This window comes from Streptomyces sp. NPDC046977, assembly GCF_040644455.1.
Taxonomy (GTDB): Bacteria; Actinomycetota; Actinomycetes; order Streptomycetales; family Streptomycetaceae; genus Actinacidiphila.
The window spans coordinates 81,624-107,890 of sequence record NZ_JBEYWO010000012.1 but is presented as its reverse complement, the minus strand read 5'-3'; the positions used below and the strand labels follow the sequence as shown (position 1 = coordinate 107,890).

The window sequence follows — 26,267 nt, the reverse complement described above, 5'->3', positions numbered from 1 at the left end:
GGGGCGGGCCGGTCCTCCGGGACCGGCCCGCCCTCCCGTGCCCCGCGCCCGGGGTCCGGCCGGCTCAGGCGGCCACGGCGGCCAGCTTCGACGGGTTCATCGACCACAGCAGCCGGTCGATGCCGTCCGGGGTGACGCGCAGCGACAGGACGGCGAACACGGCCCCCTCGTGGGAGAGCCGGACCGCGGGCAGGCCGTTGATCTCGGCCGGTTCCACCGTGACACCGATCCAGAAGCGCTCGGCGAAGGCGTGGTAGTACTTCGCCACACGCTGACGGCCCACGACGGGGAACTTCGAGGCCCGGACGACGCCTCCGCCGTCGGAGTACGAGATGACGTCGGCGGCGAACAGTTTCTCCAGCGCGGTGATGTTCCCCGACTGCGCGGCCGCGACGAACGCCGTCAGGAACCGGCGGTGCTCGGCCGTCGCCACCCGTGCGCGCTTCTCCGTGGCCAGGTGCTTGCGCGCCCGGCTCACCAACTGCCGGGCGTTGGCCTGCGTCTGGTCGATGATCTCCGCGATCTGCTGGTACGGGTAGTCGAACGCCTCGCGCAGCACATAGGCCGCGCGCTCGGTCGGCGTGAGCCTCTCCAGCAGCATGAGGACCGCGACTTCGAGCGCCTCCCCGTTGACGGCCCCCAGCGCGGGGTCGCTCTCGGTGTCGACCGGCTCCGGCAGCCAGGGGCCGACATAGGTCTCGCGGCGGACTCGGGCCGACTGCAGCACGTTGATCGCGAGCCGGGTCACGGTGGTCGCGAGGAACGCCTGCGCGTTCTTCACCTTCGAACGGTCGTAGGTCTGCCAGCGGATCCAGGCTTCCTGGATGACGTCCTCCGCCTCGCTGGCGCTGCCGAGGATCCGATAGGCGATACCGAACATGGTGCCGCGGGCGTCACGAAAGGCCTCCTCCGCCTCCTGGAGAGTGTCGGAGTCTTCCGCTGGTTTGTTCTTCGACGGCATTCCTTGCCTGTTCTCCCTGCTCGGCAAGGTGCCACCGAGGGCCGGTGGCAGCTCACCGATCCGTACGGATCCCTGCCGCGTACCGCGCCGGGCCTCCTCAGGCCCGGGACAGCCAGTCGGTGTAGTGCGTGGGGGCGACGCGGGCACCCTCCCGGGCGGTGAGGGCGTCGCCGCGGACGACGGCGAACATGCCGGCGGTGTCGTCGGGCACGACGCCACGCCCGTCGCCCTTGGCGGCGATGGTCATCCGGCCGATCTCGGTGAGGGGGTAGACATCGGGGCCCACGACGTTGAGGACGCCGCCGAGCGGACTGCCGACGGCGACATCGGCGACGGCGGTGGCGACGTCCGCGGCGGCGATCGGCTGGATCGGCGTCTCCGGCAGGCGGACGGTGTCGCCGTCGGTCGTCCACGACATGGTCGCCTCCATGAACTCCATGAACTGCGTGGCACGCACGATGGAGAACGGGACGGAGCCGGCCTTGAGGATCTCCTCCTGGAGCACCTTGGCCCGGTAGTAGTCCAGGTCGGGCACCCGGTCCACACCGACGATGGACAGGATGACGAAGTGGCCGACGCCGGCCCGCTCGCTCGCGCCGACGAGGTTGTCCATCGACGTCCGGAAGAAGGCCTCCGAGGCCTCGTCGAAGGTCGGCGAGTTCGTCAGGTTGACCACGACGTCGGCGGCTGCCACCGCCTCGTCGACGCCCTTGCCGGTCAGGAGGTCCACACCCGTCGACAGGGAGTGCGGGACCGCTTCGTGACCTGCACCGTTGAGCTTCTCGACGACCTGCGACCCGATCAGCCCGGTACCACCGACGACCGCGACCTTCATGGCACGACCCATCTCTCGATACTTATGTCCGTTATGCCCCTACGGCACCGAAGTTACCCCCGGGGAAGTCGGCTCGCCTGGGCAGCATGCGCTGAGCAATTCAGGACGTTACATATCCTGGATGTTCGATGTCAAAGATACATGCGGCGTATCCGCGCCACCCGAGGGGTGCCCGCCGCGCCGCCGGAGCGCGGGTCAGCTCCCGGCGGGACGTGGCGCCCGCAGGTGCGTCCGCTGTGCCAGCTCCTCCGGCTCGACCAGCGTCAGCATCGGGCGGCCAGGCTCGCAGAGCATGGTCACCACGAAGCGGGTCCGCGCGTCCGTGAGGGCATTGCCGTCCTGGTAGTGGATCACGTCCCCGCCCGGCTCCCAGAAGGTCTCACCGGCCCTGACGACGCGTTCCGGCTCGCCTTCCAGCTCGAAGCGCACCGCGCCCTCGATCACGTACCCGAAGGCCGGGCCCGTGTGGCGGTGCGGCGGGGTCCCCGGGTCCCCGGGCGGCCACTCGACCAGGATGGTCATCCCCGAGGCCCCCTCCGGGATGTGGGGCGGGGTGACGTCCTGGAGCATCGTGATCGCTGTCCGCCACGTTCCGGACTGCGGCTGCTCGCCGACCGTGCCCGCTGCTTCCTTGTCCGACATTGCGCTGCACCTCCGTAGACCGGCCCGGATCGGCCGAATGACGTCGGACCGCCCGCCCGTCGAGCGGGAGCGCCGACGGCCGCCTTCCGCGGTGGCCGTACTCGTCCGTCCCAGGCTTGCATGACTGCTGCAGAGGTACGACCGGGGAAAAACCGCATTTGTGACAGGTCCCGGCGAGAAACCCGCTCCACGACGGCGCGACGTGTCACACACCGCGGTCGCACCCGGTCTGTCGTGCGTCGGGAGGCTCGGACATGCCTTTCGACGCGACGTTGTGCCACACACAGAGGGGATGGTCTGCATGTCGTACCCGCAGCAGGTGTACTTCGGTGAGGGCGGCGAGGTCAGCGCGCGCTTCCGTCCGGAGAGCACCGGACCGGACCTCGGCGAGGCGGGCAAGGACGCCTTCCACTACCTGGCGACCACGGCCACGACACGGGGCGAGTTCGGGCTCTACCGGGTCGAGATGAGTCCGCGGGCCGGCGGCCCCAAGACGCATTTCCACCGGTCCATCTCGGAGTCGTTCTTCATCCTCGACGGGACCGTGCGCCTGTTCAACGGCGAGGAGTGGGTCGAGGCCCGGCAGGGCGACTTCCTGTACGTGCCGCAGGGCGGACTGCACGCGTACCGCAACGACTCCGACGCGCCGGCCCAGATGCTGCTGCTCTTCGCACCGGGCGCACCTCGTGAGAAGTACTTCGAGGGGCTGTCCCACCTGGCCCACGCCACGGACGAGGAGCGCGCCCGGTTCCTCGACGAGCACGATTCGTACTTCGTGGAGTGACCGGGCCGGTCCCGCCGGCCGGCGGCGGACGGGCGATCAGCTCCCGTCCCCGGCAGGCCGGCTGACGTCGGGCGGTGCCGCCCGTACGTCATCGCGCGTCCCCCCCACCGCCGGTGGTATGACCGGGGTGGCGCGCGGCGTGCACCACGCGACACACGAGATTCCGAGATTCCGAGATTCCCGAGATGAGGCGCATCGTGTCCCCTGAGAACACTTTCGTGGTCGTCGGCGGCGGCCTCGCCGCCGGCAAGGCGGTGGAGGCCCTCCGGCAGCACGGCTACGACGGCCGGCTCGTGGTCGTCGCCGACGAGCCGGAGAAGCCCTACATCCGTCCGCCGCTCTCCAAGGGCTACCTGCTCGGCAAGGAGGCACGCGACTCCCTGTACGTGCACCCCGACGGCTGGTACGCGGAGCACGACGTCGAACTGCTCCTGGGCACCACGGCACGCGCGCTCGACCCGGCGGGCCGCGAGGTGGAACTCGACGGCGGGCGGCGCCTGCCGTACACCAAGCTGCTGCTGGCCACCGGCTCGTCCCCGCGCCGCCTGCCGGTTCCCGGAGCCGAGCAGGACAACGTGCTCTACCTGCGCCGCGTGGGGGACAGCGACCGGCTCAAGGCCGCGTTCACCGCGGGAGCCAGGATCGTTGTCATCGGCGCGGGGTGGATCGGCATGGAGACCGCGGCGGCGGCCCGGCTGGCCGGCGCGGAGGTGACGGTGGTGGAGCACTCGGAGCTGCCCCTGCTCAACGTCCTGGGCCGTGAGGCCGCGGAGGTGTTCGCCGCGCTCCACACCGAGCACGGCGTGGTGCTGCACGCCAACGCGCAGGTGGAGCGCATCACCGGGGCGGACGGCCGTGCCGACGGCGTCCTGCTCGCCGACGGCACCCACCTGCCCGCCGACGCGGTGGTCGTCGGTGTCGGCGCCGCGCCCAACGTCCGGCTCGCCGAGGAGGCCGGGCTGGACGTGCGGAACGGTGTCGTCACCGACGCGCACCTGCGGACCTCGGTGGCCGACGTGTACGCCGCGGGCGACGTCGCCAACGCCCACCACCCGTTCCTCGACCGCCACATCCGCGTCGAGCACTGGGCCAACGCGCTGAACCAGCCGGACACCGCCGCGCAGGGCATGCTCGGCAAGGACGCCGTCTACGACCGGCTGCCGTACTTCTACACCGACCAGTACGACCTCGGCATGGAGTACACCGGCTGGACCGAGCCCGGCGGCTACGACCGCGTCGTCTTCCGGGGGGACCGCGCCGCGCGGGAGTTCATCGCCTTCTGGATGTCCGGGAACCGGGTGCTGGCGGGCATGAACGTCAACGTGTGGGACGTGGTCGAGCCGATCAAGGCCCTGATCACCTCCCGCTCCGACGTCGACGCCGCGCGCCTGGCCGACCCGGACGTGCCGCTGGACAGCGTCGCTTCCTGACGTCCGGCACGTGGGCGGGGGACGGCGCCGGCCGTCCCCCGCCCACCGCGCTGCCGTGTCACACCTGCCCGAAGCGCCCGGTCGTAATGAGTGACAACCAAGGCGATCGGAGCGGACCGTGGCACTCACTGAACAGCGCATCTCCACCATGGTGCTGGTGATCGGCACCGGAGGAGCGGGACTGCGGGCGGCGATCGAACTGGCCGAGGCCGGTGTCGACGTCCTCGCCGTCGGCAAACGACCCAAGGAGGACGCCCACACGGCGCTCGCCGCCGGCGGCATCAACGCGGCGCTCGCCACGATGGACCCCGAGGACAGCTGGCAGCAGCACGCCGCCGACACCCTCAAGGAGAGCTATCTGCTCGCCGATCCCCGCACCGTGCGCACCGTTACCCACGGTGCCGCCCTGGGCATCGACGACCTCGAGCGGTACGGCATGGCGTTCGCCCGCGAGGAGGACGGCCGGATCTCGCAGCGCTTCTTCGGCGCGCACAAGTTCCGGCGCACCGCGTTCGCCGGGGACTACACCGGTCTGGAGATCCAGCGCACGCTGATCAGGCGCGCGGACCAGCTCGGCATACCGGTGCTCGACGGTGTCTACATCACCCGGCTCCTGGTGCACGAGGGCGCCGTCTTCGGCGCCTACGGCTTCGACGTCGCCACCGGGAAGCGCTACCTCATCCACGCCGACGCCGTCATCCTCGCGGCGGGCGGCCACACGCGTATCTGGCGGCGTACGTCCTCGCGGCGCGACGAGAACACCGGCGACTCGTTCCGCCTGGCCGTGGAGGCCGGTGCCCGCCTCCGCGACGCCGAGCTGGTGCAGTTCCACCCCTCCGGCATCATCGAACCGGAGAACGCGGCCGGCACGCTGGTCAGCGAGGCGGCCCGCGGCGAGGGCGGCATCCTCCGCAACGCGCTCGGCGAGCGCTTCATGAGCCGCTACGACCCCGAGCGCATGGAGCTGTCCACGCGCGACCGGGTGGCGCTGGCCTCCTACACGGAGATCAAGGAAGGGCGCGGCACGCCCAAGGGCGGCGTGTGGCTGGACGTCTCGCACCTGCCGCGGCAGACGATCATGACGCGGCTCCCCCGGGTCTACCAGACCCTGCTGGACCTGCAGATGCTGGACATCACCCGCGAGCCCATCGAGATCGCGCCCACCGCCCACTACTCGATGGGCGGTGTCTGGGTCCGGCCCGAGGACCACAGCACGGACGTCCGCGGTCTGTACGCCATCGGCGAGGCCTCCAGCGGCCTGCACGGCGCCAACCGGCTGGGCGGCAACAGCCTCATCGAGCTGCTGGTCTTCGGCCGTCTCACCGGACAGGCGGCCGCCGCCTACTCCCAGGCGCTGACCTCGCAGCCGCGGTCGGCGTCCGCCGTGGCGCACGCCCGGGCCGAGGTCGACGACCTCCTCGCGGCCGACGGCCACGAGAACGTCCGCGCCCTCCAGCGCGCCATCCGCAACACCATGACCGAGCACGCGGGAGTCGTCCGCGACGAACAGGGGCTGCTGACGGGCCTGGGCGAACTCACCGCGATCGAGAAGCGGATGGCGGACATCGGCGTCCACCCCGACATCGCCGGCTTCCAGGACCTGGCGCACGCCTTCGACCTGAAGGCCGCGGCGCTGGCGGCGCGGGCCACGCTCGAATCGGCGCTCGAACGCCGCGAGACCCGCGGCTGCCACAACCGCAGCGACTACCCGGACCTGGACCCCGCGTTCCAGGTGAACCTCGTCTGGTCCCCGACGACGGGGATCACCCGCGAGAGCATTCCGCCCATCCCCGAGGAGATCTCCGCCCTGATGGAGGACGTCTCCACCGAGGGGAAGCTCGCCGAGTGACGCCCGGCTCGCGCGCATTGGCGCGCGAGCCCGCCGGGCGCCTGTCACAGGCGGGGTCCCCGCCCGGTCATTTTCTCCGTACGCACGAAATTCTCCGAGAGGAAGCTCCCATGAAGGTCGTCGTCATCGGCGGAACCGGGCTCATCGGCTCGAAGGTCGTCCGCAACCTCAGCGACCACGGGCACGAGGCCGTCGCCGCCTCGCCCAACACGGGCGTCAACACCCTGACGGGAGAGGGCGTCGCCGAGGTGCTGCAGGACGCGCAGGTCGTCGTCGACGTCTCCAACTCGCCCTCGTTCGAGAACGAGGCCGTGATGCACTTCTTCCGCACCGGCACGACCAACCTGCTCAAGGCGGCCGCGGAGGCCGGTGCCACCCACTACGTCGCGCTCTCCATCGTCGGCACGGACCGGCTCCCGGAGAACGGCTACTTCAGCGCCAAGCTGGCCCAGGAGGAGCTGATCAAGGCGTCGGGGCTGCCGTACTCCATCGTCCACGCCACGCAGTTCTTCGAGTTCACGAACGGGATCGCGGACTCCGCGACCGAGGGCGACACGGTGCGCATCGCTCCCGTCAAGTTCCAGCCCATCCACTCCGACGACGTGGCCCTCGCCGTCGCCCGCACCGCGGCCGGCGCGCCCCTCGACGGAACGGTCGAGATCGCCGGCCCCGACGCCTTCCGGTTCGACGAGCTGATCCGGGACGCGCTCGCCGTCCAGAACGACCCCCGTACGGTCGTCGCGGACCCGCGCGCCCCCTACTGGGGGTCCGAGCTGGAGGAGGACTCGCTGGTGCCGCTCGGGAGCGCGCAGCTCGGCGCGACCCGGTTCGCCGACTGGCTGGCGCAGCAGAAGTGACGTTCGCGGACGGCCCCTGCCCGCCGGGGGGCAGGGGCCACCGCCAGGGGGGCCGCGACCGGGCGCACACGACCCGGCGGTACCTGCTCGACATCCGCGCGGTGCGGCCCGAGCCGTCCCACGCCCCTTGAGGAAGATCCATCCGGCCCGCGTTTGGCAGCATTTGACCGTGTTGCCCGCGGGCCGTTTTGGTGCCGTGCCCTCCTGTCGACGCGCTGAGCAGCGGGATCGGGTTAGTCTGTCCGTCGTACCGGACACGGGGTGCCCCGCCGAGGGCTGAGATCACACCCGTCGAACCTGAACCAGTTCGCACTGGCGGAGGGATGTCTTCCATGCCTTTGACGCATGTTTCCGGCGGTCTGCCCGCCGACGGCCGGCAGACCGTCTTCGACGGGCGCATGCCTGCGTCGGCGGGCGATCTCCGCATCGAGGCGCACGGCATTCAGCCGGTCCCCGAGGGCAACCGCTACGGCGGCCCGGGTCGGCTGTTCACCGTGTGGTTCGCCCCCAACCTCACCATGACCGGCGTGTTCACCGGCACCATCGGCATCGCCCTCGGGCTGGACTTCGCCACCGCGCTCGCGGCCGTCGTGCTCGGCACCGTGATCGGCGCGATCCCCACCGCCTACCTCGGCACCTGGGGAAGCCGGACCGGCGCCGGGCAGTTGCCGCTGGCCCGGCTCGCCTTCGGCCGGGCCGTCGCGCTCCCCGGCATCCTGCAGTGGCTGTCCTCGGTCGCCTGGGACGCGCTGATCGGGCTCTTCGGCGGGGACGCGCTGGCCCGGCTGTGCGGGCTGCCGTTCTGGCTCGGCGTCCTGGTGATGATGCTCGCCCAGGGCGCTCTCGGCGTCCTCGGCTACGAGGCCATCCACCGGCTCCAGATCGTCATGACCTTCGTGCTCGCCGCGGCGTTCGCGCTGATCGCCTGGAGGCTGCTCGACGGTGTCCACCCCGCGGCCACCGGCTCCGCCCACGGCGCCGACCGGGGCGGCGCGTTCGTCCTGACCAGCACCATCGCGCTGAGTCTGGCGCTGTCCTGGGCCCCGTACGCCAGCGACTTCAGCCGCTACCTGCCGCGCACCACCTCCCGCCCGCGCATGTTCTGGTACACCGTCGCGGGCCTGGTGGTGTCCTTCGTGGCCGTCCAGGCCCTCGGGCTGTGGGGCGCGTCGGTGCTGACCGACCAGACCGCGGCCGGTGTTGCCGATCTGCTGGGCGGCGGGCCGGTGGGCGCGTTCGGGCTGCTCGCCGTGGCGTTGGCGGCCCTGTGCAGCAACGCCATGAACGACTACAGCGGATCGCTGGCCCTCCAGACCGCCGGCGTGCGCATACCCCGCCCGGCGGCGGCCGCCTTCGCCGCCGCCCTCGGCTTCCCCCTCGTGCTGTGGATGCACGCCGCCGACACCACGGCCCGCTTCCAGAACGTCCTGCTGTTCGTGGGCTACTGGATCCCGGGGTTCGTAGCGATCGTCGTCGTCGACTGGCTGGCCCGGGCGCGGGCGCGGGGCGGCGAGGAGATCGACCTCGCCGCGGAGACCGCCCGCCCGCAGCCCTGGCTGCCGGCCGTGCTCGCGTTCGCCGCCGCCTTCGCCGCGGCCGTGCCGTTCATGGACACCAGCCTGTACGTCGGCCCGGTGGCGGACGCCCTGCACGGCGCCGACCTCTCGTACTACGTGGCGTTCCTGGTGGCGCTCGCGGTGTACGCGCCGCTGCGGCTGCGCCACCGAGCGCAGGTCTGAGCCGCCACGCCCCCGTCCGTCCCCGAAGGAGCGACCCCATGGTCCCGACGTCCGCCGATCACATCGCCTTCGCCGCGCAGGCGCTCACCCGCGTCCGGGAGCAGTCCCCGCTGGTCCAGTGCCTGACCAACGCGGTGGTGACGGGCTTCACCGCCAATGTCCTGCTGGCGCTGGGCGCCTCGCCCGCCATGGCCGACATCCCCGGGGAGGCCGGGCCGTTCGCCGGGATCGCCTCGGGGGTCCTGATCAACCTCGGCACCCCGCACGCCGAGCAGCGCGCCGCCATGACCGAGGCCGCGCGGGCGGCGGCCTCGGCCGGCACCCCGTGGGTGCTCGACCCGGTGGCCGTCGGCGCGCTGCCGGTGCGCACGGCGCTGGCGCGTGAACTCCTGGAACTGCGGCCGACGATCGTACGGGGCAACGCCTCGGAGATCATCGCGCTGGCGGGCGCGGGCGGCGGCGGCCGCGGGGTGGACTCCTCCGACGGTGTCGAGGCCGCGGAGGAGCCGGCGCGGCGCCTGGCCGCAACGACCGGCGGCGTGGTCGCCGTCTCGGGGCCGGTGGACCTCGTCACCGACGGCGTGCGCACGGTCCGCGTCGCCAACGGCGACGCCCTGCTGACCCGTGTGACCGGCGGCGGCTGTGCGCTGGGCGCCGTGATGGCGGCTTTCGCGGGGGTGGGCGAGGACCCGTTCGCCTCGACGGTGGCCGCGGTCACCGCGTACACGGTCGCCGCGGAGCCGGCCGCGAAGGCCGCCTCCGGGCCCGGCAGCTTCGCCGTGGAATTCCTGGACGCGCTCGCCGCCCTGCGGGAGTCCGACATCGTCGAGCGGGCGGCGCTGTCGTGACGCCGGCGCCGGTCGACCTGTCGGTCTACCTGGTCACGGACGCGGCCCAGTGCGCGGCTCGTGGCCGCACTGTGGCCGAGACCGTCGCCGCCGCGGTGGCGGGAGGCGTCACCGCGGTGCAGATCCGTGAGAAGCACGCGGACGGCGGGGACTTCCTGCGAACGGTCACGGAGGTCGCGGCGGTCCTTCCTGAGCGTGTGGCGCTGATCGTCAACGACCGGGTGGACGTGTTCCTGGCCGCCCGCCTCGCCGGCGTGCGGGTGACGGGCGTCCACGTCGGCCAGTCGGACCTGCCCCCGGCCGCGGTCCGCCGGCTCATCGGGGAGCACGCGGTTCTGGGCCTCAGCGCCGCCACCCCCGGCGAGTTGCGTGCCGCCGCCCAGGATCCGGCGGGTGTCGACCACGTCGGCATCGGCGCGCTCCACGCGACCCGCACCAAGGCGGACGCTCCCCCTTCGCTCGGCCTCGACGGCTTCGCCCGGCTCGTCGGGCTCAGCCCGCTGCCCGCGGTCGCCATCGGCGGCGTGACCCCGGCGGACCTGCCGGGCCTGCGTAAGGCCGGGGCGGCGGGAGCGGCGGTCGTGTCCGGCATCTGCGCGGCCGAGGACCCCCTCGCCTCGGCCCGCGCGTACGCCCTCGCCTGGGGCGCACTGCCGGTCTAACCGCTGATCTCGTGGTGCTCGTGCTCCTCGTGGGCCTCGTGGACAACGGGCTTGGGGATCTGCGTGCCCTCGCCGTACAGACCGCGGCTCAGCCTGGCCCGCAGCCGCCCGGCCGGGCCGCCCGCGCCGGCGGGGATCGGGCGGTACTGCTCGTAGTCGGTCAGGGTGTGGAGCCGTTCCGGGTCGAGCGGCTCGTGGACCTCGACGTACTCGCCGTTGGGCATGCGCTTGATGACTCCGGTCTCACGTCCGTGCAACACCTTGTCGCGGTCGCGGAGTTGGAGGCCGAGCGCCCAGCGCTTCGTCACCGCGTAGACCGCGAACGGGACGACGAAGAGCCCGATCCGCACGGCCCATGTCACCGCGTTGACCGAGACGTGGAAGCGGGTGGCCATCACGTCGTTGGCCGCACCGAGCAGGGCCACGGCGTACACGCTGATCCATGCCGCGCCCAGCGCCGTCCGCACCGGCCGGTTCCGCGGCCGGTCGAGGAGGTGGTGGTCCCGGTCGTCGTCGGTGACCCAGGCCTCGATGAAGGGGTACGCCCCCATGGCCAGGAAGAGACCGGCGCCCACCGCCAGCGGGATCAGGTTGTCCAGGGCGAGGGTGTGGCCCCACACGACGACCTCCCAGCCGGGCATGACCCGCAGGAGCCCGTCGGCCACGCCCATGTACCAGTCGGGCTGGGACCCCGCGGTGACCTGGTCGGGGCGGTACGGGCCGTACAGCCAGACGGGGTTGATCTGCGCGATCGACGCGATGACGAGGATGATCCCGGTGACCAGGAAGAAGTAGCCGCCGGCCCGCACGGCCAGCGATTTGAAGGGGATGCCGACGACATTCCGCTCCGTGCGCCCTGGTCCCGGGAACTGCGCACGATTGTGACGGATCGTCAGGAAAATCAGGCCGGCGAACAGTGCCACCATGATCGCGGGCAGCACCACCACGTGGAGCGTGTGGAAGCGGGCGATCAGCTCCGTCCCGGGAAACTCGCCCCCGAACAGGAACATCGACAGGTAGGTGCCGACGACCGGGATTGAGAGGATCGTGCCGTTCACGACCATCAGGCCGGTCCCGGAGAGCAGGTCGTCCGGGAGGTCGTATCCCGTCAGTCCCTCGAACATGCCGAGCACCAGCAGCAGGAAGGAGAGCACCCAGGTGAGCTCCCGCGGCTTGCGGAAGGCGCCGGTGAAGAACATCCGCATCAGGTGCGCGAAGAGACTGGCGACGAAGATCAGCGCCGCCCAGTGGTGGGCCTGGCGGATCAGCAGTCCGCCGCGGACGTCGAAGGAGATGTGCAGGGTCGAGTTGTACGCCTCCGACACCGTCTGCCCCCGCAGCGGCGCGTAGCTCCCCTGGTACGGCACCTGCTCCATCGACGGGTGGAAGTACAGCATCAGGTACACGCCCGTAAGGACGAGCACCACGAAGCTGTACAGGGATATCTCCCCCAGCATGAAGGACCAGTGGTCCGGGAACACCTTGCGTCTGGTCTCACGGAAGAGGCCGCTGACCCCCAGCCGCCCCCTCGCCCATGCGGCGAAGGCGTTCCCCCTGGTATCTCGTCCCGCTGCGTCCGGCCGGCTGTCGCTGTCCATTTTCGTACCGCCATTCGTGGATCACCCATGCCGTCACCACTAGGACCGAAACAGCCGCGTAAATGTGACATCGGACAGCGGAGCGCGGGCGGCGCGTCACAAGATCCGGGCCTGCCCGGTCTCATGTTCAGAGCCGAAGAGTGCGAGCGGGTGCAGCGTGCACTCGTGCGCAGACCTCCTGTGCTTCGACGAGGTCGAGCCTGCGGCCGCGCTGTGTGGTGCCGTGCTCGAGGGAGGATGCGGAATGGACTTTGCCGGTGAGGCGGTGTCGCTCGCCGAGCTGCTCGACGAGCGCCGGCATCTGCTGGACGTCGCGTACCGGATGGTGGGCAGCGACGGCGAGGCGGAAGGCGTCGTCGTGGAGACCTACCGCCGGTGGTACGCACTGTCAGACATCGCACGTGCGCAGATCGCGACGCCGCGGTCCTGGCTCGCGGCGACCGCGGGCGGCATCTGCCGGGCCCGGCCGGACCTGCCCGGCCCGAGTGACGGCGCTCCCCAGGACCCCGAGCGGGCGGACTTCGCGGGCGGCAACGCCTTCGGGCCTGCGCCCGCCCCGGTGGCGGACGTCGTGGGAAGGGGGCGTCCGGGGTCCCTCGCGCCCGCCACCCGCGCATGCCGGTGGCTCCGGTCGTGGCGTGCGCGCACGGCGTCACCCGTGCGCCACGACGCGCTCGTCACCGCTGTGCGGGAAGCCTGCGCGGCGGAGGACGCCGGACTGCTCGCGTCATTGATGTCCGCCGACGCAACGGCGGTCTTCGACGGCGGCGGCAAGGTCAGGGCGCTGGTGAGGCCGGTGCACGGGAGCGAGCAGGTCGCGCGCAGCCTGCTGGTGCTCCTGGCGAGACGGCCGCGCACCACTCTGCGCGCCCAGCCCGTGAGCGGGCGGACCGGCCTCGTGGTGCGCTGCGACCACCAGGTCGCCGCGGTCATCAGTCTCGGTCTCACCGGCGACCGCGTCGGTCAAGTGTGGGTCGTCCTCAATCCCGACAAGCTCCGCCCCTGGAACGAGTCCCCCGCCCTCTGACGGCCGTGCCACGCACGACGGCACGTACCTGCCGGCCGTCAGGACGGCCGGCAGGTACGTGCGCGGGGATGCCGGGCAGCGAGCTGCTCAGACGGTGGTGCGGTCGCCCGCCGGGCGCTCACCGGCGCGCCGGGGATCGCTGCCGGTGACGAACTCGTCCCGCGGATGCTGCACGGAGGCCAGCGAGACGAGGTCCCGGCCGAAGGCCGCCGCGGTGAGCCAGACGGCGAGCACCCGGACCTTCCGCTCCCAGGTGGGCACCGCCAGCACGTGATAGCCGCGGTGCATCAGCCAGGCGAGGAGTCCCTTGATGACGATCCCCTTGTACTGGAAGATGCCCCGGCCCAGGCCGAGCGTGGCCACCACCCCGAGGCTGCTGTGCCGGTAGTCCCGGACGGTGCCGCCGCGCAGGTCGGCGAGGATGTTCTTCGCCAGGCGCCTGCCCTGCCGCACCGCGTGCTGGGCGTTGGGCACCGTACGGGCACCCGGCACGGGCGACGCCAGGTCGGGCACGGCCGCGTCGTCCCCCGCCGCCCACACGTCGGGCAGCGGGTCGCTGTCGGTGCCCACCCGCAGATCGGGGCGGACGACGATCAGGCCGCGCTCGTCGATCGGCAGGTCGGTGTGGTTGTGCACCACGGGGTTGGAGGCGTTGCCGGCGGTCCAGACGATCAGTCCCGAGTCGAACTCCTCCCCGCTGGACAGCACGACGTGGCCGCCCTGGGCGGAGGTGAGCTGCGTGTTCAGGTGGACGTGCGCGCCGCGGCGCTCCAGGGAGCGCACGACCCAGGCACCGGGCTTGTCGGTCACCTCGGGCAGGATGCGGTCGCGCGCCTCGACCAGGTGGAAGGACAGCTCGTCGAAGGCGAGTTCCGGGTACACCTTGAGCATCGCCGTCGCCAGGGACAGCAGTTCACCGAAGCCCTCGACCCCGGAGAACCCGCCACCCACCACAGTGACGGTCAGCAGCTTGCGCCGCTCGGGACCCGGCGGCAGGGACGCGGCCTGGTCGAACGCGGTCAGCAGCCGGTCGCGGATGGCCACCGCTTCCTCGACGTGCTTCAGCCCGATCGCGTGCTCCGTCAGGCCCGGTACGGGGAAGGTGCGGGTCACGGCGCCGGCGGTGACCACGAGGACGTCGTAGCGCAGCTCGAACTCGTCTCCGTTCACCGGCCGGACGGTGACCGTCCGGTCCGCGCTGCGGATCTCGGTCACGCTCCCGGCGATCAGCCGGCTCTTGCGCAGGTGCCGGCGCAGCGACACGGCGGCGTGCCGGGCCTCGACCGAGCCGGCGGTGACCTCCGGCAGGAAGGGCTGGTAGGTCATGTACGGGCGCGGGTCGACGACCGTGATCCTCGCTTCCCCGGCCCGCACCTTCTTCTCAAGGCCCCAGGCGGTGTAAAAGCCCGCGTAGCCACCACCGACGATCAGGATCTCACGCATGGTTCCCTCTGTTTTCGGTTCGTCACGAAGAAGACCGTGCAGAGCCGCGTGGTGTGACATGCGGGCACCCCGTCAGGGGTTGTCGTGGTGGTCGGGTCGCACTTCGATGTGGTCGGGTTCGAGGTCGAGCAGGACGCGCTGGCGGATGTCGAGTGCGGTGGTGAAGTCGCGGGGCAGCTGGAGCCGGCCGGCCCGGTCGACGGTGGCGTACTCGCGGGCGTGGGTGGTGGTGTTGCCCTCGTCGTCGACGGTGGTGTGGCGCAGGACCTCGGAGGCGGTGCGGCCGTCGCGGATGGCGACGGTGCGGTCGACGGCCTGGGCGACGGCCTGGTCGTGGGTGACGATGACGACGGTGGTGCCCAGCTCCTGGTTGACGGCGCGGAAAGCGCCGAAGACCTGGTCCGCGGTGGCGGAGTCGAGCTGTCCCGTGGGCTCGTCGGCCAGGACGAGGGCGGGGTGGTTGGCCAGGGCCACGGCGATGGCCGTGCGTTGCTGCTCGCCGCCGGACATCTGCTGGGGGCGGCGGTCGGCGCAGTGGGAGACGCCGACCAGGTCGAGGAGTTCGGCGGCGCGGGCGGCGCGTGCCGCACGGCCCTTCACGCCGCCGGCCAGGCGCATGGGGAGGACGACGTTCTGCAGGGCGGTGAGGTAGGGCAGCAGGTTGCGGCTCGTCTGCTGCCAGACGAAGCCGACGACTTCACGCTGGTAGCGCAGCCGGGCCTTGCCGTCCAGGGCGAGCAGGTCGAAGCCGGCGACGGTCGCCGCTCCCGCGGTGGGGGTGTCCAGTCCGGCCAGGATGTTCAGCAGGGTGGACTTGCCTGAGCCGGACGCGCCGACCAGGGCCATGAGTTCACCCCGTTCGACGAGCAGGTCCAGTCCTTGCAGGGCCTGGACCTCGACGCCCTGGGCGGTGAAGATGCGCACCAGGCGGTCGCAGGCGATGAGCGCGTCCTGTCCGTAGGCGGGACGCTCGCGGTGCGCGGTGGCGCGCCGTTCGAGCTCCGCCAGGGAGACGCCAGGAGCGCCGCCCCCGGCCTCGGTGGTGGTACTGGTCTGGGTCGTGTTGTCGGTCATGATCGGTCCCCGATCCGCAGTTCCGTTCCTTCGCCGCGCCGTCCGGTGACCCATGCCTGTACCGCCAGCACCGCGCAGGCCAGCGCGACGAGCGCGGCCGACGGCAGGAGCAGGGAGGCGGGGTCGGTGCGCAGTACCGCCGCCGACACGTCGGTGGCGGGTGTGGTCGTGCTGAACGCCAGTGCCGTCAGGTCGACGCCGGGCCGCAGCAGCGGCACGGTGGCGAGGCTGACCAGGATGCCGCCGACCGCGCCCAGCAGGACCTGCGGCAGCATCTCCAGGACGGCCAGGCTCTGCCGCTGGCGGCTACTCATTCCCATGGTGCGCAGGCGGGCCAGCAGGGCCCGCCGCTGCGGTGCGTTGTGCAGCAACGACAGCAGCAATGCCAGCGCGCTGTAACCGGCACCGGCCGCGACCGCTGCCAGATACACACCGCGCGCACCGGACTGCAACGCCGTCGTGCTCCCGTACGCGGCCCGCTCCTCCGAGCGGAGCAGGACCTGGACGTCGCGTGCGCCGGCAGCGTGGACGGCCGCGCGCAATGCCCTGCCGTCGATGTCCTCGCCGCTGATCAGGAGCGTCAGCGGGCGAGTGGCCGCGGCCACCGCGCCCGGGTGTGCACGGTGGACGGACGCCTCGGAGACGATGACGAACTCACGACCCGCGACGGCCGGTGTCGCCGTCACGGTGGCCACCACATGGGCGTCGAAGGCGCTCGCGGAAGTGTAGAGAGTCGTGGTTCCGTGGCCGATCTGCCGTGCGAGTCGTGGTGAGGCGATGACCGGGGCCGGGCCCCGGCCCGGGTCGGCCAGTGCCGCGGCCGGGAACGAGGTCCCCACACCGGTGTACCGGGCCAGACGTGCGTAGCGTTCGGGATCCACGATCACCGTGTCGTACCTGGTGCGTGTCGACTGCAGAATCTTCCCCGTCTCGACACGGACGCCCAGGACGTCGCGCACGCCCGGGACCTCGCGGACGCGGGCGTCCAGCCCCTTCGGGAGGGCGAGTCCCATGGAGGACTGCACCCGCGCGTCCGCTCCCACCTTGACGACTGCCGCGTGGTCGCGTCCGCTCTCGACGCCGGCGAGGACGGAGCCTCCGAAGGACGTCACGGTCAGGGCGATCAGCACGGCCAGCAGCGGCAGTGCCGCGGTCGAGGGGGCACGGCCCGCACGGGCCGTACCGATCTGCAGCACAGCGCCCCTCAGGCGTGCGGCAGGGCGGCCCAAGAGCCGTAGCGGCAGCGGGTACACGCGCAGCAGCACCAGCGCGGCGATCACGGCCACCAGGACCGGGGCCGCGGCCGTGAGCAGGTCCGCGCCGCCGTCCGCGGTGCCCCGCTGGCGCAGAGCGACCACCGAGCCGGTCACGATGACGGCGACTGTCAGTTCGGCCACGGTCCGGCGCCGCGACGGCCGCACCGCGACCAGGTCCTCACGCTGCTCCAGCCGCGGCCTGCGGGCCGCGGCCAGAGCCCGCAGGGGCAGGGCGAAGGAGGACACGGCAGCGACGAAGGCTGCCGCGACCACCGACGGAGTGGATCGGTCGGCGGGGAAGAGCAACAGCGCGAGTTCCAGTCCGAGGGCCGCCGACACCACCGCGACCAGCGCACTCTCGCCGATCAGCCGGGCGGCCAGGCCGGGCAGGGCGATGCCCCGGGCCCGCAGGAGCGTCAACTCCGCCCGGCGCCTTGCCACCTGGAGGCCGGCGGCCATCAGGAGCACGACGGCGGCGACCGTGCCGACACCGACCGCGGCGATCAGGATCAGCGGCTGGGCAGCGGCACGCTCGCGCTGGAAGGGCATGAGCAGGTCGGCCAGCCCCTCCTTCTCGACGGTCAGGCCGAGCTGGTTGGTCAGTGAGTGCAACTTGGCGGCGTCCGCCCCCGCGTTGAGCGCCGAGATCCGGTCTCCGGCCGCGTGGGCATCACGCGCGGTGAGCGCGCCGATGTCGGCCGGATGGTGCCAGTACACCTCCGCGCCGTCGTGGAGGCTGAGCAGGGCGGACGTGGCCTCCGGGTCGATGAGCGCGGTGAAGTGCCAGTAGTACGTCGGATCGACGGCGGGCGACGGCTGCACGGTGATCAACGTCGGCGCGCGCAGGTCGGGTTCGGCGTTCCAGTAGGCGATTCCCGGAGACCGGGGCGACACGATTCCGGTGATCCGTACGGTCAGCTTCGAGCCGACCGTGTCCAGGAGGTGGATCGCCGAACCCGCGTGCAGCCGCATGACCTTGGCCGTGCGGTCGGTGACCACCGCTTCGACGACACCTCTGTCCTTGCCGGGACGAGGCAGCCGTCCTGACACGATTCGGGTGCGGCCCGCGAGGTCCTTCTGGGCGAGCAGCGTGGTCTGCGGATCCCGGCTCTTGGAGGGGCGTGGCAGGCCGGGGTCGACGGCCGGGGTGGCATCGGCGCTGCGCACGCCGTAGACGGTCTGGCTCTCGTCCAGGGCCAGCGGAGCCCGGACGACCTGCTGGAACGCTCCCTCGGTCCGCGCGACGGACTCCGGGGTGAGCAGTTTCTCGGCGCCGTTCGGGACGGACAGCCGCGACACGTCCAGCGACATCGTGACGCTGCGGCCGGCCAGCGGCGCCTGCCGCAGCATGTCCCGCAACGCGTCGTTCTCGTATCCGTCCACGGCCCGGGGCAGCGCTGCCGCCAGGAGCGCCGTCACCAGCACCAGTGCGGCCAGGGCCACGGTCCCGCCGGGGGCGGCCCGCAGCCGGGCACGGATCCAGGACACGTCGCCGTGACCGCGAGCACTCAGCGGTTCGGTCATGTCACTCACCTCCTTGACGACGCAGCGCCTGGACCGGGTCGGTCGACCGCAGCGCCATCAGTGCCACGACCAGCAGCGGCAACACCGCCACGACGACCATCAGTAGAAGGAGCGACCCGGACGGCAACTCCACACGTACCGCCGGCACCGGGCTGTCCGCACCGGCGGTCAGGACGACCAGCGGCACGACCAGCCGGGTCAGCACGGCGCCCAGCACCGTCCCCACCGCGACCGCGACCACCACCAGCAGGCCCTGCTCGACGGCCACCACACGCGCCAGCGAACGCCGCGGCGCGCCCAGCGCGGCCAGGATGGCGGTCTCCTGCGCCCGCTCCCGCATCGCGCCGATCGCCGCGACCGCGAAGCCGACGGCCGCCAGCACCGTCGCCGTCACCACGGCGGCGGGCAACGCCGACAGCGGGCCGGCGCCGAGCGGATCGCTCCGCAGGTCCGCCTTTTCCTCGTCACGGGACAGGACCGAGGTGATGTCGCCACGGGCCCTCAGCTCGGACGCGACCCGCCCACCGGCCCCCGGGTCGGTGGCGATCCACCACTCACCCGGCTGCCACCCGCCCTGGTCCAGCCCGGCCAGTGCGCGGTTCACCGTCCGCAGGTCCAGCAGGAGCGCACCGCCGTCGGTGTCGGCCGACGACGCACCGGTGGTGGGCAGCGCCCGTACCGCTCCGGCGATGCGGACGGTCAGTTTCGCACCCCGCACATCGACGCTCACCGCGTCGCCCACGTGCGCGTCGACGGCCCGCAGGAACGCTTCGGTGACCACCGCGGGCACGTCCCCGGTGAACGGCTTGCCGGCGGCCAGTTCCACCGCGGCGCCGTTGGAGCCGTTCCAGAGGTCGTCCGCGTTGGGCAGCGCGCCGGTGTCGTAGCGCACGGTCAAGGGGGTGCGGTGGTCGCTGCGCGGCGTCCGCGCGCTGGTCGTGGGGCCGCTCGCCGGGGTACCGGTGTCGGGCGCGTCGGTCCGGGTGCGCACGGTCCACGTGGCTCCGTCGGGCACGGACACGGCCTGCGTGGCTCCGTCCGGACCGACGGCGGCCAGCGCCGTGAGGGAGAGCCGGTGGTGCTCGTTCTCCCCGGGTATCCGGAAGCCGGTCTTGAGACCGGTCAGGCGCAGGGGCCCGGCCGGTCCGGCGCCGCGTGCCCGGCCCGCTTCGGCGGCGAGGTCCGCCACCAGCACGTGCGTTCGCCCGTCCGCGGGAAGGTCGCCCAGCACAAGCGTGAAGGGCGTTCCGTAGCGGTCGGTGAACGTCGCCGACACCCGGTCGGTGACGGTGCCCGCGGCCGCCCGGTCATGGAGGTCCACGGCCTCCAGGCTCATGGTCATCCGCAGTCGGGCCACGTGCTCCGGCAGCACGAACCCCTCGGCACCTGCGGAGTCCCGCCGGGGCCGCAGGCTCCGCAGCAGGTCCGCCAGGGGCTTGTCCGCCAGGTCCTCGCGCAGCCGCATCACCCCGCCCGCGGTCGTGGAGTCGACGGCGAGCACGGTCGCCTCCCGCTCCGCCGGAAGGGGCACCGCCGAACGGCCCACCGGTGTGACGGCGGTGACACCGCGCATGCCGTCGTACACGCCGCCCTGCCCGAAGGGCGGGGTCGACGTCCCGGTCACACGGACGTCCGCACCGACGGCGAAGTCCGCCTGGTCGTTCTGTGAACGCGTCCAGCTCGCGCTCTCCCCGATCGCGAAGACGCTGATCGCCATGGCGAAGACCAGCAGCAGCGCGGGGGTGGTCCCGCGTCCGGCCCGCCGGGAGAGCTGCCAGCCGGCCAGCGCCGCCGCCAGGCCCCGGACCCGTGCCGCGCGCCGTTCGCCGATCCGGGCGGCCAGCGGCAGCAGGCGCAGGGTGAGCACAGCCCCCGCGAGCAGGCAGAGCGCCGGTGCGATCACCAGCACGGGATCCAGGCCCAGGGCGCCGCCGCTGTCGGCCGTGAGCACGCCCGATCCGCCGGCGCGGCGGGAGAGCTGCCAGAAGGCCAGGGCGGCCACGACCAGCAGTCCGATGTCGGCACCGGCGCGCACGGGGCCGGGCAGCGCCCGCCGCCCGTCGCCCGCCGCATGCTCACCCGCGTACGTCCCGGGGCGCCGCACCGACGGCGCCAGCACGATGAGGGCGCACACCGCCGCGGTCAGGGCGGCCGGCCACAAGGCGTCGGACGCGGGCACGTCGAGTGCCACCCCGGCGCGGGCCAACGCGCCGTGCACGGCCAGCCGGTGCACCAGCGGTCCGGCCAGCAGGGGCGCCGCCACGGCGGCGGGCACCGCGAGGAGCAGCGCCTCCGTCGCGGCGAGACCGGCCACGCGGGCACGGGAGGCGCCGCGGGCGCGCAGCAGGGCGGTCTCCCCGGAACGGTCGGCCGCCAGCAGCCCGGCGACCAGGAACAGCGCGAGCGCGGCCAGCAGTCCGAGTTGCAGGGCGACGACGAGCAGGGTGGAGCGGGACACGAACAGGGTCTGGCGCAGTTCGTCCAGCAGATCGGGCAGTTCACTGCTCGCCGTGATCTCGCCGTCCGGCGCCGAGTGGCCGAGCCGGGCCACGGCCTGCCGGGCGGCCCGGCCGAGGCCGTCCATGCGGTCCGTGGTGACACCGGCGAAGTCGGCGCGCCCCTGCCAGAGGTACTCGGCCGCCGGGACGCGGCCGGGCGCGAAGGCGGCGGGATCGACGAGCATCGGGCCGTACGTGGTGAACGACAGGGTCTGTGTCCCCCGGCCGCCCAGCGGGTCCAGCCGCCAGTAGGACGAGGCGGGGTCGGCGGGCCGGTAGGTACCGGTGAGCCGCACCTTCAGGGTCCCGCCGCCGAGCCGGTCGGCCAGCGTGACCTCGTCGCCCGGGCGCAGCTTGAGCGCGTTCGCCGCCGTATCGGGCAGGGCCGCCGGTACCGGCCCCCGGCCCGGGGGCGGTCCGGGAAGGGCTCCGGCGGCCACCGTGACCCGTGTGGGGTCGAGCGTGGCGAGCACGGTCAGATCCGGGTTGCCCGAGTCCGCCGCGCCGGCCGGCCGCAGGCCCGGCGGCAGACCGTACGCGCCGGAGCGGGTGCTCGTGGCCACGGTCACCGGCAGCCCGTCGAACGCTCCGGCGACGGCCTTGCGCACCGCGCGGTCCGTGTCCGCACGGTCGCCGCCGTCGGCGTCCGCGGTCACCTCGACGAGTGTCCGGCCGGACGCGGGGTCCTGGAGCGCGCGCCGCAGTCCCGCGTCCCCCACCGACGCGCCGAAGGCCGCGAGTGCCGCCACCGTGCACGTGGTGAGCACGATCGACAGCAGGGCGGCGCCCAGGAGCAGCCGGTGGGCGCGCAGCCGCAGCAGTAGAAACCTCGGCAACTGTCCCCAACCCTCGTTCTTCCGCAACCGCGGAAGCGACATCGGCTCCGTTCACTGCGCCGGCAGTGTGGTTGCTGCGGAGTTCCGGACGGTGCAGCCACGAGTCACCGTGCGAGGAGCGCATGGCACCGCCGCAGTCCGTCCGAACGCGGGGTGATCTTCTCATCGGAACGCATTCTTGCCAATGACTGCCGCGGAATCCCACTGTGCCCATCATCACGTTGCCCTGTGCACGTACGCCGTAGCTTGCCCCGCTCGCTCCTCCTTAGGGTGGCCGCCATGAGCAACGGAGTGTTGGACCGACAGGGGGAGCCGGCCGGGGGCGGCGCGGTTGCCGACGCCATGGTCGTCGTCGAGGACCTGGTGCGTACCTACGGGAGCGGGGACACGGCCGTGCACGCGGTGCGGGGTGTGTCCTTCAGCGTGGCGCGCGGCGAACTCGTGGCCCTGAAGGGGCGTTCGGGTTCGGGGAAGACGACGCTGCTCAACCTGATCGGGGGGTTGGACCGGCCCGACTCCGGCAGCGTCCGTGTCGACGGCACCGAGCTCGCCGGGCTCGGTGAACGCGAACTGCTCGCGCTGCGCCGGGACCGCATCGGCTTCGTCTTCCAGTCCTTCGGCCTGCTGCCGATCCTCACCGCCGCCGAGAACGTCGGCGTCCCGCTGCGGCTGCGCAAGGCGGACCGGGCCGAGCGCGAGGAGCGTGTCAGCCTCCTGCTCACCCTCGTCGGCCTGGACGGGCACGCCGCCCAGCGGCCCGGCGAACTGTCCGGCGGCCAGCAGCAGCGGGTGGCCATCGCCCGTGCCCTGGCCAACCGTCCGGCCCTGATCATCGCCGACGAACCGACGGGCCAGCTCGACGCCGACACCGGGCGCGCCGTGATGGAGCTCCTGCGCGCGGTCGTGCACAGCGAGGGCGTCACCGCCCTCGTCGCCACCCACGACCCCCAACTCCTCGCTCTCGCCGACCGCGTGATCGAACTGCGCGACGGCTCCCTCCTGGACGACGAGCCGGCCGGCGAGGACCTGTCCGCCTGATCGTGCGGCGGCAGCCCCGGTCGGGGCGCCGCACCGCCGATGCCTCACGGGCACCTGCTGTCACACTCTCCCCGCCTGTCCTGTCCTGGGTTCGTGTCCCCGCTCCGCTTCTTCGGGAAGGGGGCACGTCCCCCGCTCAACTGCCAGGAAGGGCAACCATGTTCCGTACGAGCGACGACGCCCCCCGCGCGCGGGTGGCCGCGATGTCACTGACCTCGGAAGCCGAGTTCCTCGAAGTGCGCGTCCGTCATCTGCGCGAGGAGATCTCCGCGATCGACACGCGGCTCGACGCGATCAGTGCCGCTCTTCGCGGCCTGCCGGCCCCGGTGCGCCCGTACGGCCCCGGCGCAGGGACCCGGGGCACGCCTCGTCGCTGAGCCGCCGGCGGTCCGGCCCTCGGTGGTGCGGTCATGACACGCCTTGCGGAACGTGTGAAATCTCTCCCCGGAAATCGCTGCGCGATGTCACGGACGGGCGCGTCGTCCGGTCTACCCAGTGGAACGACAAACCGGACAATCCAGGCGCGCCCGGAGGGGAGTTCACCACCCCGGTGCGGCCACCGGAATCGAGACCGAGAAGGGAGCTGAGAGGCCATGCTGCTCGAAATGACCGGACGCGATTCCCGGGAGTCCGCCACGGACAGCGCTGATGCCGAGCCGGGCCCTCACGCCCCGCACCACGCCCCCGGCCACGACCGCCGCTCCCCCGCGGACCGCACCTCGCCCCACGCAGCCGCCCCCGGCCACGACAAGTGGCTCGTGGGCCTGGAGACCCGGACCACGGACGGCCGCAGGCTCTGGCTGTTCTACATCGTGAACCAGGCATGCGACGCCGGCCACGCCGTGCACCAGGCACTGGTCCGCGCCAACAGCGCGGCGGAGCGTGCCGCGCGGGACGGGGCGTTCATCAAGGGCGGCCGCGCGGAGGTGCACCAGATCCACCGGGACCACCTGGGGCGGCTCTCCCTGGTGCGGCGCATCTGACCCCCGCCCTCCGTGCGCCCCCTCCACAGCCCCCGGCACCCCGCGGCCCCGCGCCGCCGAGCGCCGGGGGCTGTCGCGCTCCCCGCCGCACCGCCTGTCGCACTCCATCACCGACAATTCCATTCCCCTTGACAATTATTTTTGTCGGTCGCATCCTGGAACAGCCCCCGGGCCCCGCCCCGCACCCGTCCAGGACACGGAGGAAGACCTCACATGCGCACCCTCATCAGCTCCGCCTTCATCTCGCTCGACGGCGTAGTGGAGGCCCCGGGCGGCGAACCCGGCTACCGCAACTCCGGATGGGTCTTCAAGGACGTCGAGTTCTCCCTCGATGCGGTCGAGCTCAAGGGCAGGGAACAGCAGGAGGCCGGCGCCGTCCTGCTGGGCCGGGTCAGCTACGAGGCGTTCAGCCCCGTGTGGCCGGGCATGGCGGAGTTCGCGCGCTACAACGCGCTGCCGAAGTACGTCGTCTCCACGACCCTGACCGAGGACAAGCTCGCCACCGACTGGGGTGAGACCACGATCCTGCGCTCCCTGGACGAGGTCGCCGCGCTCAAGGAGACCGACGGCGGACCGATCATCGTCCACGGCAGCGCCTCGCTGAACCACGGCCTCTCGGACGCCGGCCTGATCGACCGCTACCACCTGCTGGTCTTCCCGCTGCTCCTCGGCGCCGGCAAGCGCCTGTTCAGCACCGCGGACATGGACACCCGCAAGCTGAAGACGGTGGAGCACGAGGTCTACGGCAACGGCGTGCAGAAGCAGGTCTTCGACGTCGTCCGCTGACGGCGGCCCCGGCCCCCGCGGTGTGGCGGCCGTCACGGGACAGTCCGTCCCTGGTTGCCGCCCACGCGTCCCTGTTCCCTGGGGTGCATGAACAACTCGACCCCACCCCCCTTCCCCGCTCCCGCCCACTGGATCGACGGACGTGCCGTGCCCACGGACGGCCCGTACCTCGACGTGGTCAACCCGGCCACCGGCACCGTCGTCGCGAAGGTCCCGCAGGGCACCCCCGAGGACGTCGACCGCGCGGTGGAGGCGGCCACGGCGGCCTTCCCCGGCTGGGCGGCCACGCCGCCCGCGGAACGCGCGGCCGTGCTGGGGCGCGTGGCGGAGGGCATGCGGGCGCGCTCGGAGGAGATCGCCACGACGATCACGGCCGAGATCGGCGTGCCGATCTCGTTCTCGCGCATGGCGCAGGCCGCGTTCCCGGTCCTCTCCACCACCGCGAGCATCTCCGTCGCGGAGGACTTCCCGTGGACGGAGGAGGTCGCCAACTCCCTGATCGTGCGCGAGCCGATCGGTGTCGTGGGCGCCATCACGCCCTGGAACTTCCCGCTCCAGCAACTGGTCACCAAGGTGGTCCCCGCGCTGCTGGCGGGCAACAGCGTGGTGCTCAAGCCCTCCGAGATCGCGCCGCTGACGGCCATGGTCTTCGCGGAGATCGCCGCCGGGGCCGGCCTTCCGCCGGGTGTGCTGAACGTCGTGCACGGCACGGGGCCCGTCGTCGGTGAGGCCATCGCCGCGCACAGCGATGTCGACATGGTGTCCTTCACCGGGTCGACGGCCGCCGGCAAGCGCGTGTCGGCCGTCGCCTCCGGAACCGTCAAGCGCGTCGCCCTGGAACTCGGCGGGAAGTCCGCCCACATCATCCTCCGGGACGCCGACGTGGAGGCCGCCGTCCTGCGCGGCCTCGGCTACGCCTGGAGCAACGCCGGGCAGGCGTGCGGCGCCTGGACGCGCATGCTGGTGCCGGCCGAACGGCACGACGAGGTGGCCGGCATGCTGCGCGAGGCCGCCGCCGCGTACACCGTGGGCGACCCCGCCGACGACGCGACCCGGATCGGCCCGCTGGCCTCCGAACGCCAGCGGCAGCGCGTGGACGCCTACATCGAGCGGGGCATCGCCGACGGCGCCACGCTGGTGTACGGCGGCCCGGGGCGCCCGGAGGGCCTGACGACCGGCGCCTATGTCCGGCCGACCGTCTTCGGGAACGTCGACCCGGACTCGGTCGTGGCGCAGGAGGAGATCTTCGGCCCGGTCCTCGTCCTCATCCCGTACACCGACGACGACCACGCCGTGGCGATCGCCAACGGCACCGTCTACGGTCTCAACGCCTCGGTTGCGGGCGAGCCCGGGCACGCCCTGGCCGTCGCCCGCCGGCTCCGCGCGGGCCAGGTGGACGTCAACGGGGCCCAGCACAACTTCCTGGCGCCCTTCGGGGGTTACAAGCAGTCGGGCAACGGCCGGGAGATGGGCCGGGCCGGACTGGAGGAGTTCCTGGAGACCAAGGCCATCACCCGCTGACCGCCGAGCGGTTCCCGCCCCGCACCGCGCTGTCCCGCAGCGCGGTGCGGGGCCGCCCTCGTTCGGTACGCGGGGT

Annotated in this window: 21 protein-coding genes and 1 riboswitch; of the genes, 13 read left to right on the top strand and 8 right to left on the bottom strand. The window is 72.6% G+C overall.

Annotated elements, in window-relative coordinates; all coding sequences use genetic code 11:
- Positions 1 to 64 precede the first annotated feature (64 nt).
- The 3 genes from ABZ883_RS19875 to ABZ883_RS19865 form a co-directional block, all read right to left on the bottom strand.
- Positions 65 to 961 carry an RNA polymerase sigma-70 factor gene (locus ABZ883_RS19875; RefSeq protein WP_360907620.1) on the bottom strand — a complete coding sequence of 299 codons (897 nt, stop codon included), beginning with the start codon at positions 959 to 961 and terminating at the stop codon, positions 65 to 67.
- A 97-nt stretch (positions 962 to 1,058) separates the two neighbouring features.
- The gene (locus ABZ883_RS19870; RefSeq protein WP_360907859.1) at positions 1,059 to 1,796 is read right to left on the bottom strand and encodes an NAD(P)H-binding protein; all 738 of its coding nucleotides are present in this window, start codon (positions 1,794 to 1,796) and stop codon (positions 1,059 to 1,061) included.
- Positions 1,797 to 1,991: 195 nt separating this feature from the next.
- Complete coding sequence (locus tag ABZ883_RS19865) at positions 1,992 to 2,366, bottom strand: cupin domain-containing protein (protein ID WP_360907857.1); 375 nt, start codon at positions 2,364 to 2,366, stop codon at positions 1,992 to 1,994.
- Between the two features lie 373 nt (positions 2,367 to 2,739).
- Here ABZ883_RS19865 and ABZ883_RS19860 point away from each other — a divergent pair, with 373 nt between their 5' ends.
- The 7 genes from ABZ883_RS19860 (at position 2,740) to thiE (ending at position 10,607) form a co-directional block, all read left to right on the top strand.
- Positions 2,740 to 3,222, top strand: a complete 483-nt coding sequence (locus tag ABZ883_RS19860; protein WP_360907618.1) for a cupin domain-containing protein — start codon at positions 2,740 to 2,742, stop codon at positions 3,220 to 3,222.
- Between the two features lie 197 nt (positions 3,223 to 3,419).
- Positions 3,420 to 4,652 carry an FAD-dependent oxidoreductase gene (locus ABZ883_RS19855; RefSeq protein ID WP_360907616.1) on the top strand — a complete coding sequence of 411 codons (1,233 nt, stop codon included), beginning with the start codon at positions 3,420 to 3,422 and terminating at the stop codon, positions 4,650 to 4,652.
- A 148-nt stretch (positions 4,653 to 4,800) separates the two neighbouring features.
- Positions 4,801 to 6,501: an FAD-binding protein gene (locus ABZ883_RS19850; RefSeq protein ID WP_360907855.1), complete on the top strand. Its 1,701-nt coding sequence runs from the start codon at positions 4,801 to 4,803 to the stop codon at positions 6,499 to 6,501.
- Between the two features lie 110 nt (positions 6,502 to 6,611).
- Positions 6,612 to 7,358 carry an SDR family oxidoreductase gene (locus ABZ883_RS19845; protein ID WP_360907614.1) on the top strand — a complete coding sequence of 249 codons (747 nt, stop codon included), beginning with the start codon at positions 6,612 to 6,614 and terminating at the stop codon, positions 7,356 to 7,358.
- A gap of 247 nt (positions 7,359 to 7,605) precedes the next feature.
- Positions 7,606 to 7,699, top strand: a riboswitch (TPP riboswitch).
- Positions 7,691 to 9,097 carry a cytosine permease gene (locus ABZ883_RS19840; RefSeq protein WP_360907612.1) on the top strand — a complete coding sequence of 469 codons (1,407 nt, stop codon included), beginning with the start codon at positions 7,691 to 7,693 and terminating at the stop codon, positions 9,095 to 9,097. Its footprint overlaps the riboswitch before it by 9 nt.
- A gap of 38 nt (positions 9,098 to 9,135) precedes the next feature.
- Positions 9,136 to 9,945, top strand: a complete 810-nt coding sequence (thiM, locus tag ABZ883_RS19835; RefSeq protein ID WP_360907610.1) for a hydroxyethylthiazole kinase — start codon at positions 9,136 to 9,138, stop codon at positions 9,943 to 9,945.
- Complete coding sequence (gene thiE / locus ABZ883_RS19830; protein WP_360907608.1) at positions 9,942 to 10,607, top strand: thiamine phosphate synthase; 666 nt, start codon at positions 9,942 to 9,944, stop codon at positions 10,605 to 10,607. Before thiM ends, thiE begins: the two co-directional genes overlap by 4 nt.
- Here thiE and ABZ883_RS19825 read toward each other — a convergent pair.
- Positions 10,604 to 12,205 carry a ubiquinol-cytochrome c reductase cytochrome b subunit gene (locus ABZ883_RS19825; protein ID WP_360907606.1) on the bottom strand — a complete coding sequence of 534 codons (1,602 nt, stop codon included), beginning with the start codon at positions 12,203 to 12,205 and terminating at the stop codon, positions 10,604 to 10,606. The genes thiE and ABZ883_RS19825 overlap by 4 nt on opposite strands.
- A 244-nt stretch (positions 12,206 to 12,449) precedes the next feature.
- On the opposite strand from ABZ883_RS19825, the gene ABZ883_RS19820 reads away from it, so the two are divergent.
- Positions 12,450 to 13,232, top strand: a complete 783-nt coding sequence (locus ABZ883_RS19820) for an RNA polymerase subunit sigma (protein WP_360907604.1) — start codon at positions 12,450 to 12,452, stop codon at positions 13,230 to 13,232.
- Positions 13,233 to 13,319: 87 nt separating this feature from the next.
- On the opposite strand, the gene ABZ883_RS19815 is transcribed toward ABZ883_RS19820, so the two are convergent.
- From ABZ883_RS19815 to ABZ883_RS19800, 4 genes are all read right to left on the bottom strand, one after another.
- Positions 13,320 to 14,675 (bottom strand): NAD(P)/FAD-dependent oxidoreductase, encoded by a 1,356-nt coding sequence (locus tag ABZ883_RS19815; RefSeq protein WP_360907602.1) that lies wholly within the window; start codon positions 14,673 to 14,675, stop codon positions 13,320 to 13,322.
- A 72-nt stretch (positions 14,676 to 14,747) separates the two neighbouring features.
- The gene (locus tag ABZ883_RS19810) at positions 14,748 to 15,749 is read right to left on the bottom strand and encodes an ABC transporter ATP-binding protein (RefSeq protein WP_360907601.1); all 1,002 of its coding nucleotides are present in this window, start codon (positions 15,747 to 15,749) and stop codon (positions 14,748 to 14,750) included.
- Complete coding sequence (locus tag ABZ883_RS19805; RefSeq protein WP_360907600.1) at positions 15,746 to 18,529, bottom strand: FtsX-like permease family protein; 2,784 nt, start codon at positions 18,527 to 18,529, stop codon at positions 15,746 to 15,748. The genes ABZ883_RS19810 and ABZ883_RS19805 overlap by 4 nt, the downstream gene beginning before the upstream one ends.
- 1 nt (position 18,530) lies before the next feature.
- On the bottom strand, positions 18,531 to 21,863 hold the full coding sequence (locus ABZ883_RS19800) for an FtsX-like permease family protein (protein ID WP_360907599.1): 3,333 nt from the start codon (positions 21,861 to 21,863) through the stop codon (positions 18,531 to 18,533).
- Positions 21,864 to 22,205: 342 nt separating this feature from the next.
- On the opposite strand from ABZ883_RS19800, the gene ABZ883_RS19795 reads away from it, so the two are divergent.
- The 5 genes from ABZ883_RS19795 to ABZ883_RS19775 all read left to right on the top strand — a co-directional run bounded on the left by ABZ883_RS19795 (position 22,206) and on the right by ABZ883_RS19775 (position 26,191).
- A complete protein-coding gene (locus ABZ883_RS19795) occupies positions 22,206 to 22,901 on the top strand; it encodes an ABC transporter ATP-binding protein (protein WP_360907853.1) in 696 nt (231 codons plus the stop codon).
- A 158-nt stretch (positions 22,902 to 23,059) separates the two neighbouring features.
- Positions 23,060 to 23,278, top strand: a complete 219-nt coding sequence (locus ABZ883_RS19790) for a hypothetical protein (protein WP_360907598.1) — start codon at positions 23,060 to 23,062, stop codon at positions 23,276 to 23,278.
- A gap of 228 nt (positions 23,279 to 23,506) precedes the next feature.
- Positions 23,507 to 23,884, top strand: coding sequence for a hypothetical protein (locus tag ABZ883_RS19785; protein WP_360907596.1), 378 nt, complete (start codon positions 23,507 to 23,509; stop codon positions 23,882 to 23,884).
- A 213-nt stretch (positions 23,885 to 24,097) separates the two neighbouring features.
- Positions 24,098 to 24,670 carry a dihydrofolate reductase family protein gene (locus tag ABZ883_RS19780; protein WP_360907594.1) on the top strand — a complete coding sequence of 191 codons (573 nt, stop codon included), beginning with the start codon at positions 24,098 to 24,100 and terminating at the stop codon, positions 24,668 to 24,670.
- An 87-nt stretch (positions 24,671 to 24,757) separates the two neighbouring features.
- The gene (locus ABZ883_RS19775; protein ID WP_360907591.1) at positions 24,758 to 26,191 is read left to right on the top strand and encodes an aldehyde dehydrogenase family protein; all 1,434 of its coding nucleotides are present in this window, start codon (positions 24,758 to 24,760) and stop codon (positions 26,189 to 26,191) included.
- The last annotated feature ends 76 nt before the right edge of the window (positions 26,192 to 26,267 follow it).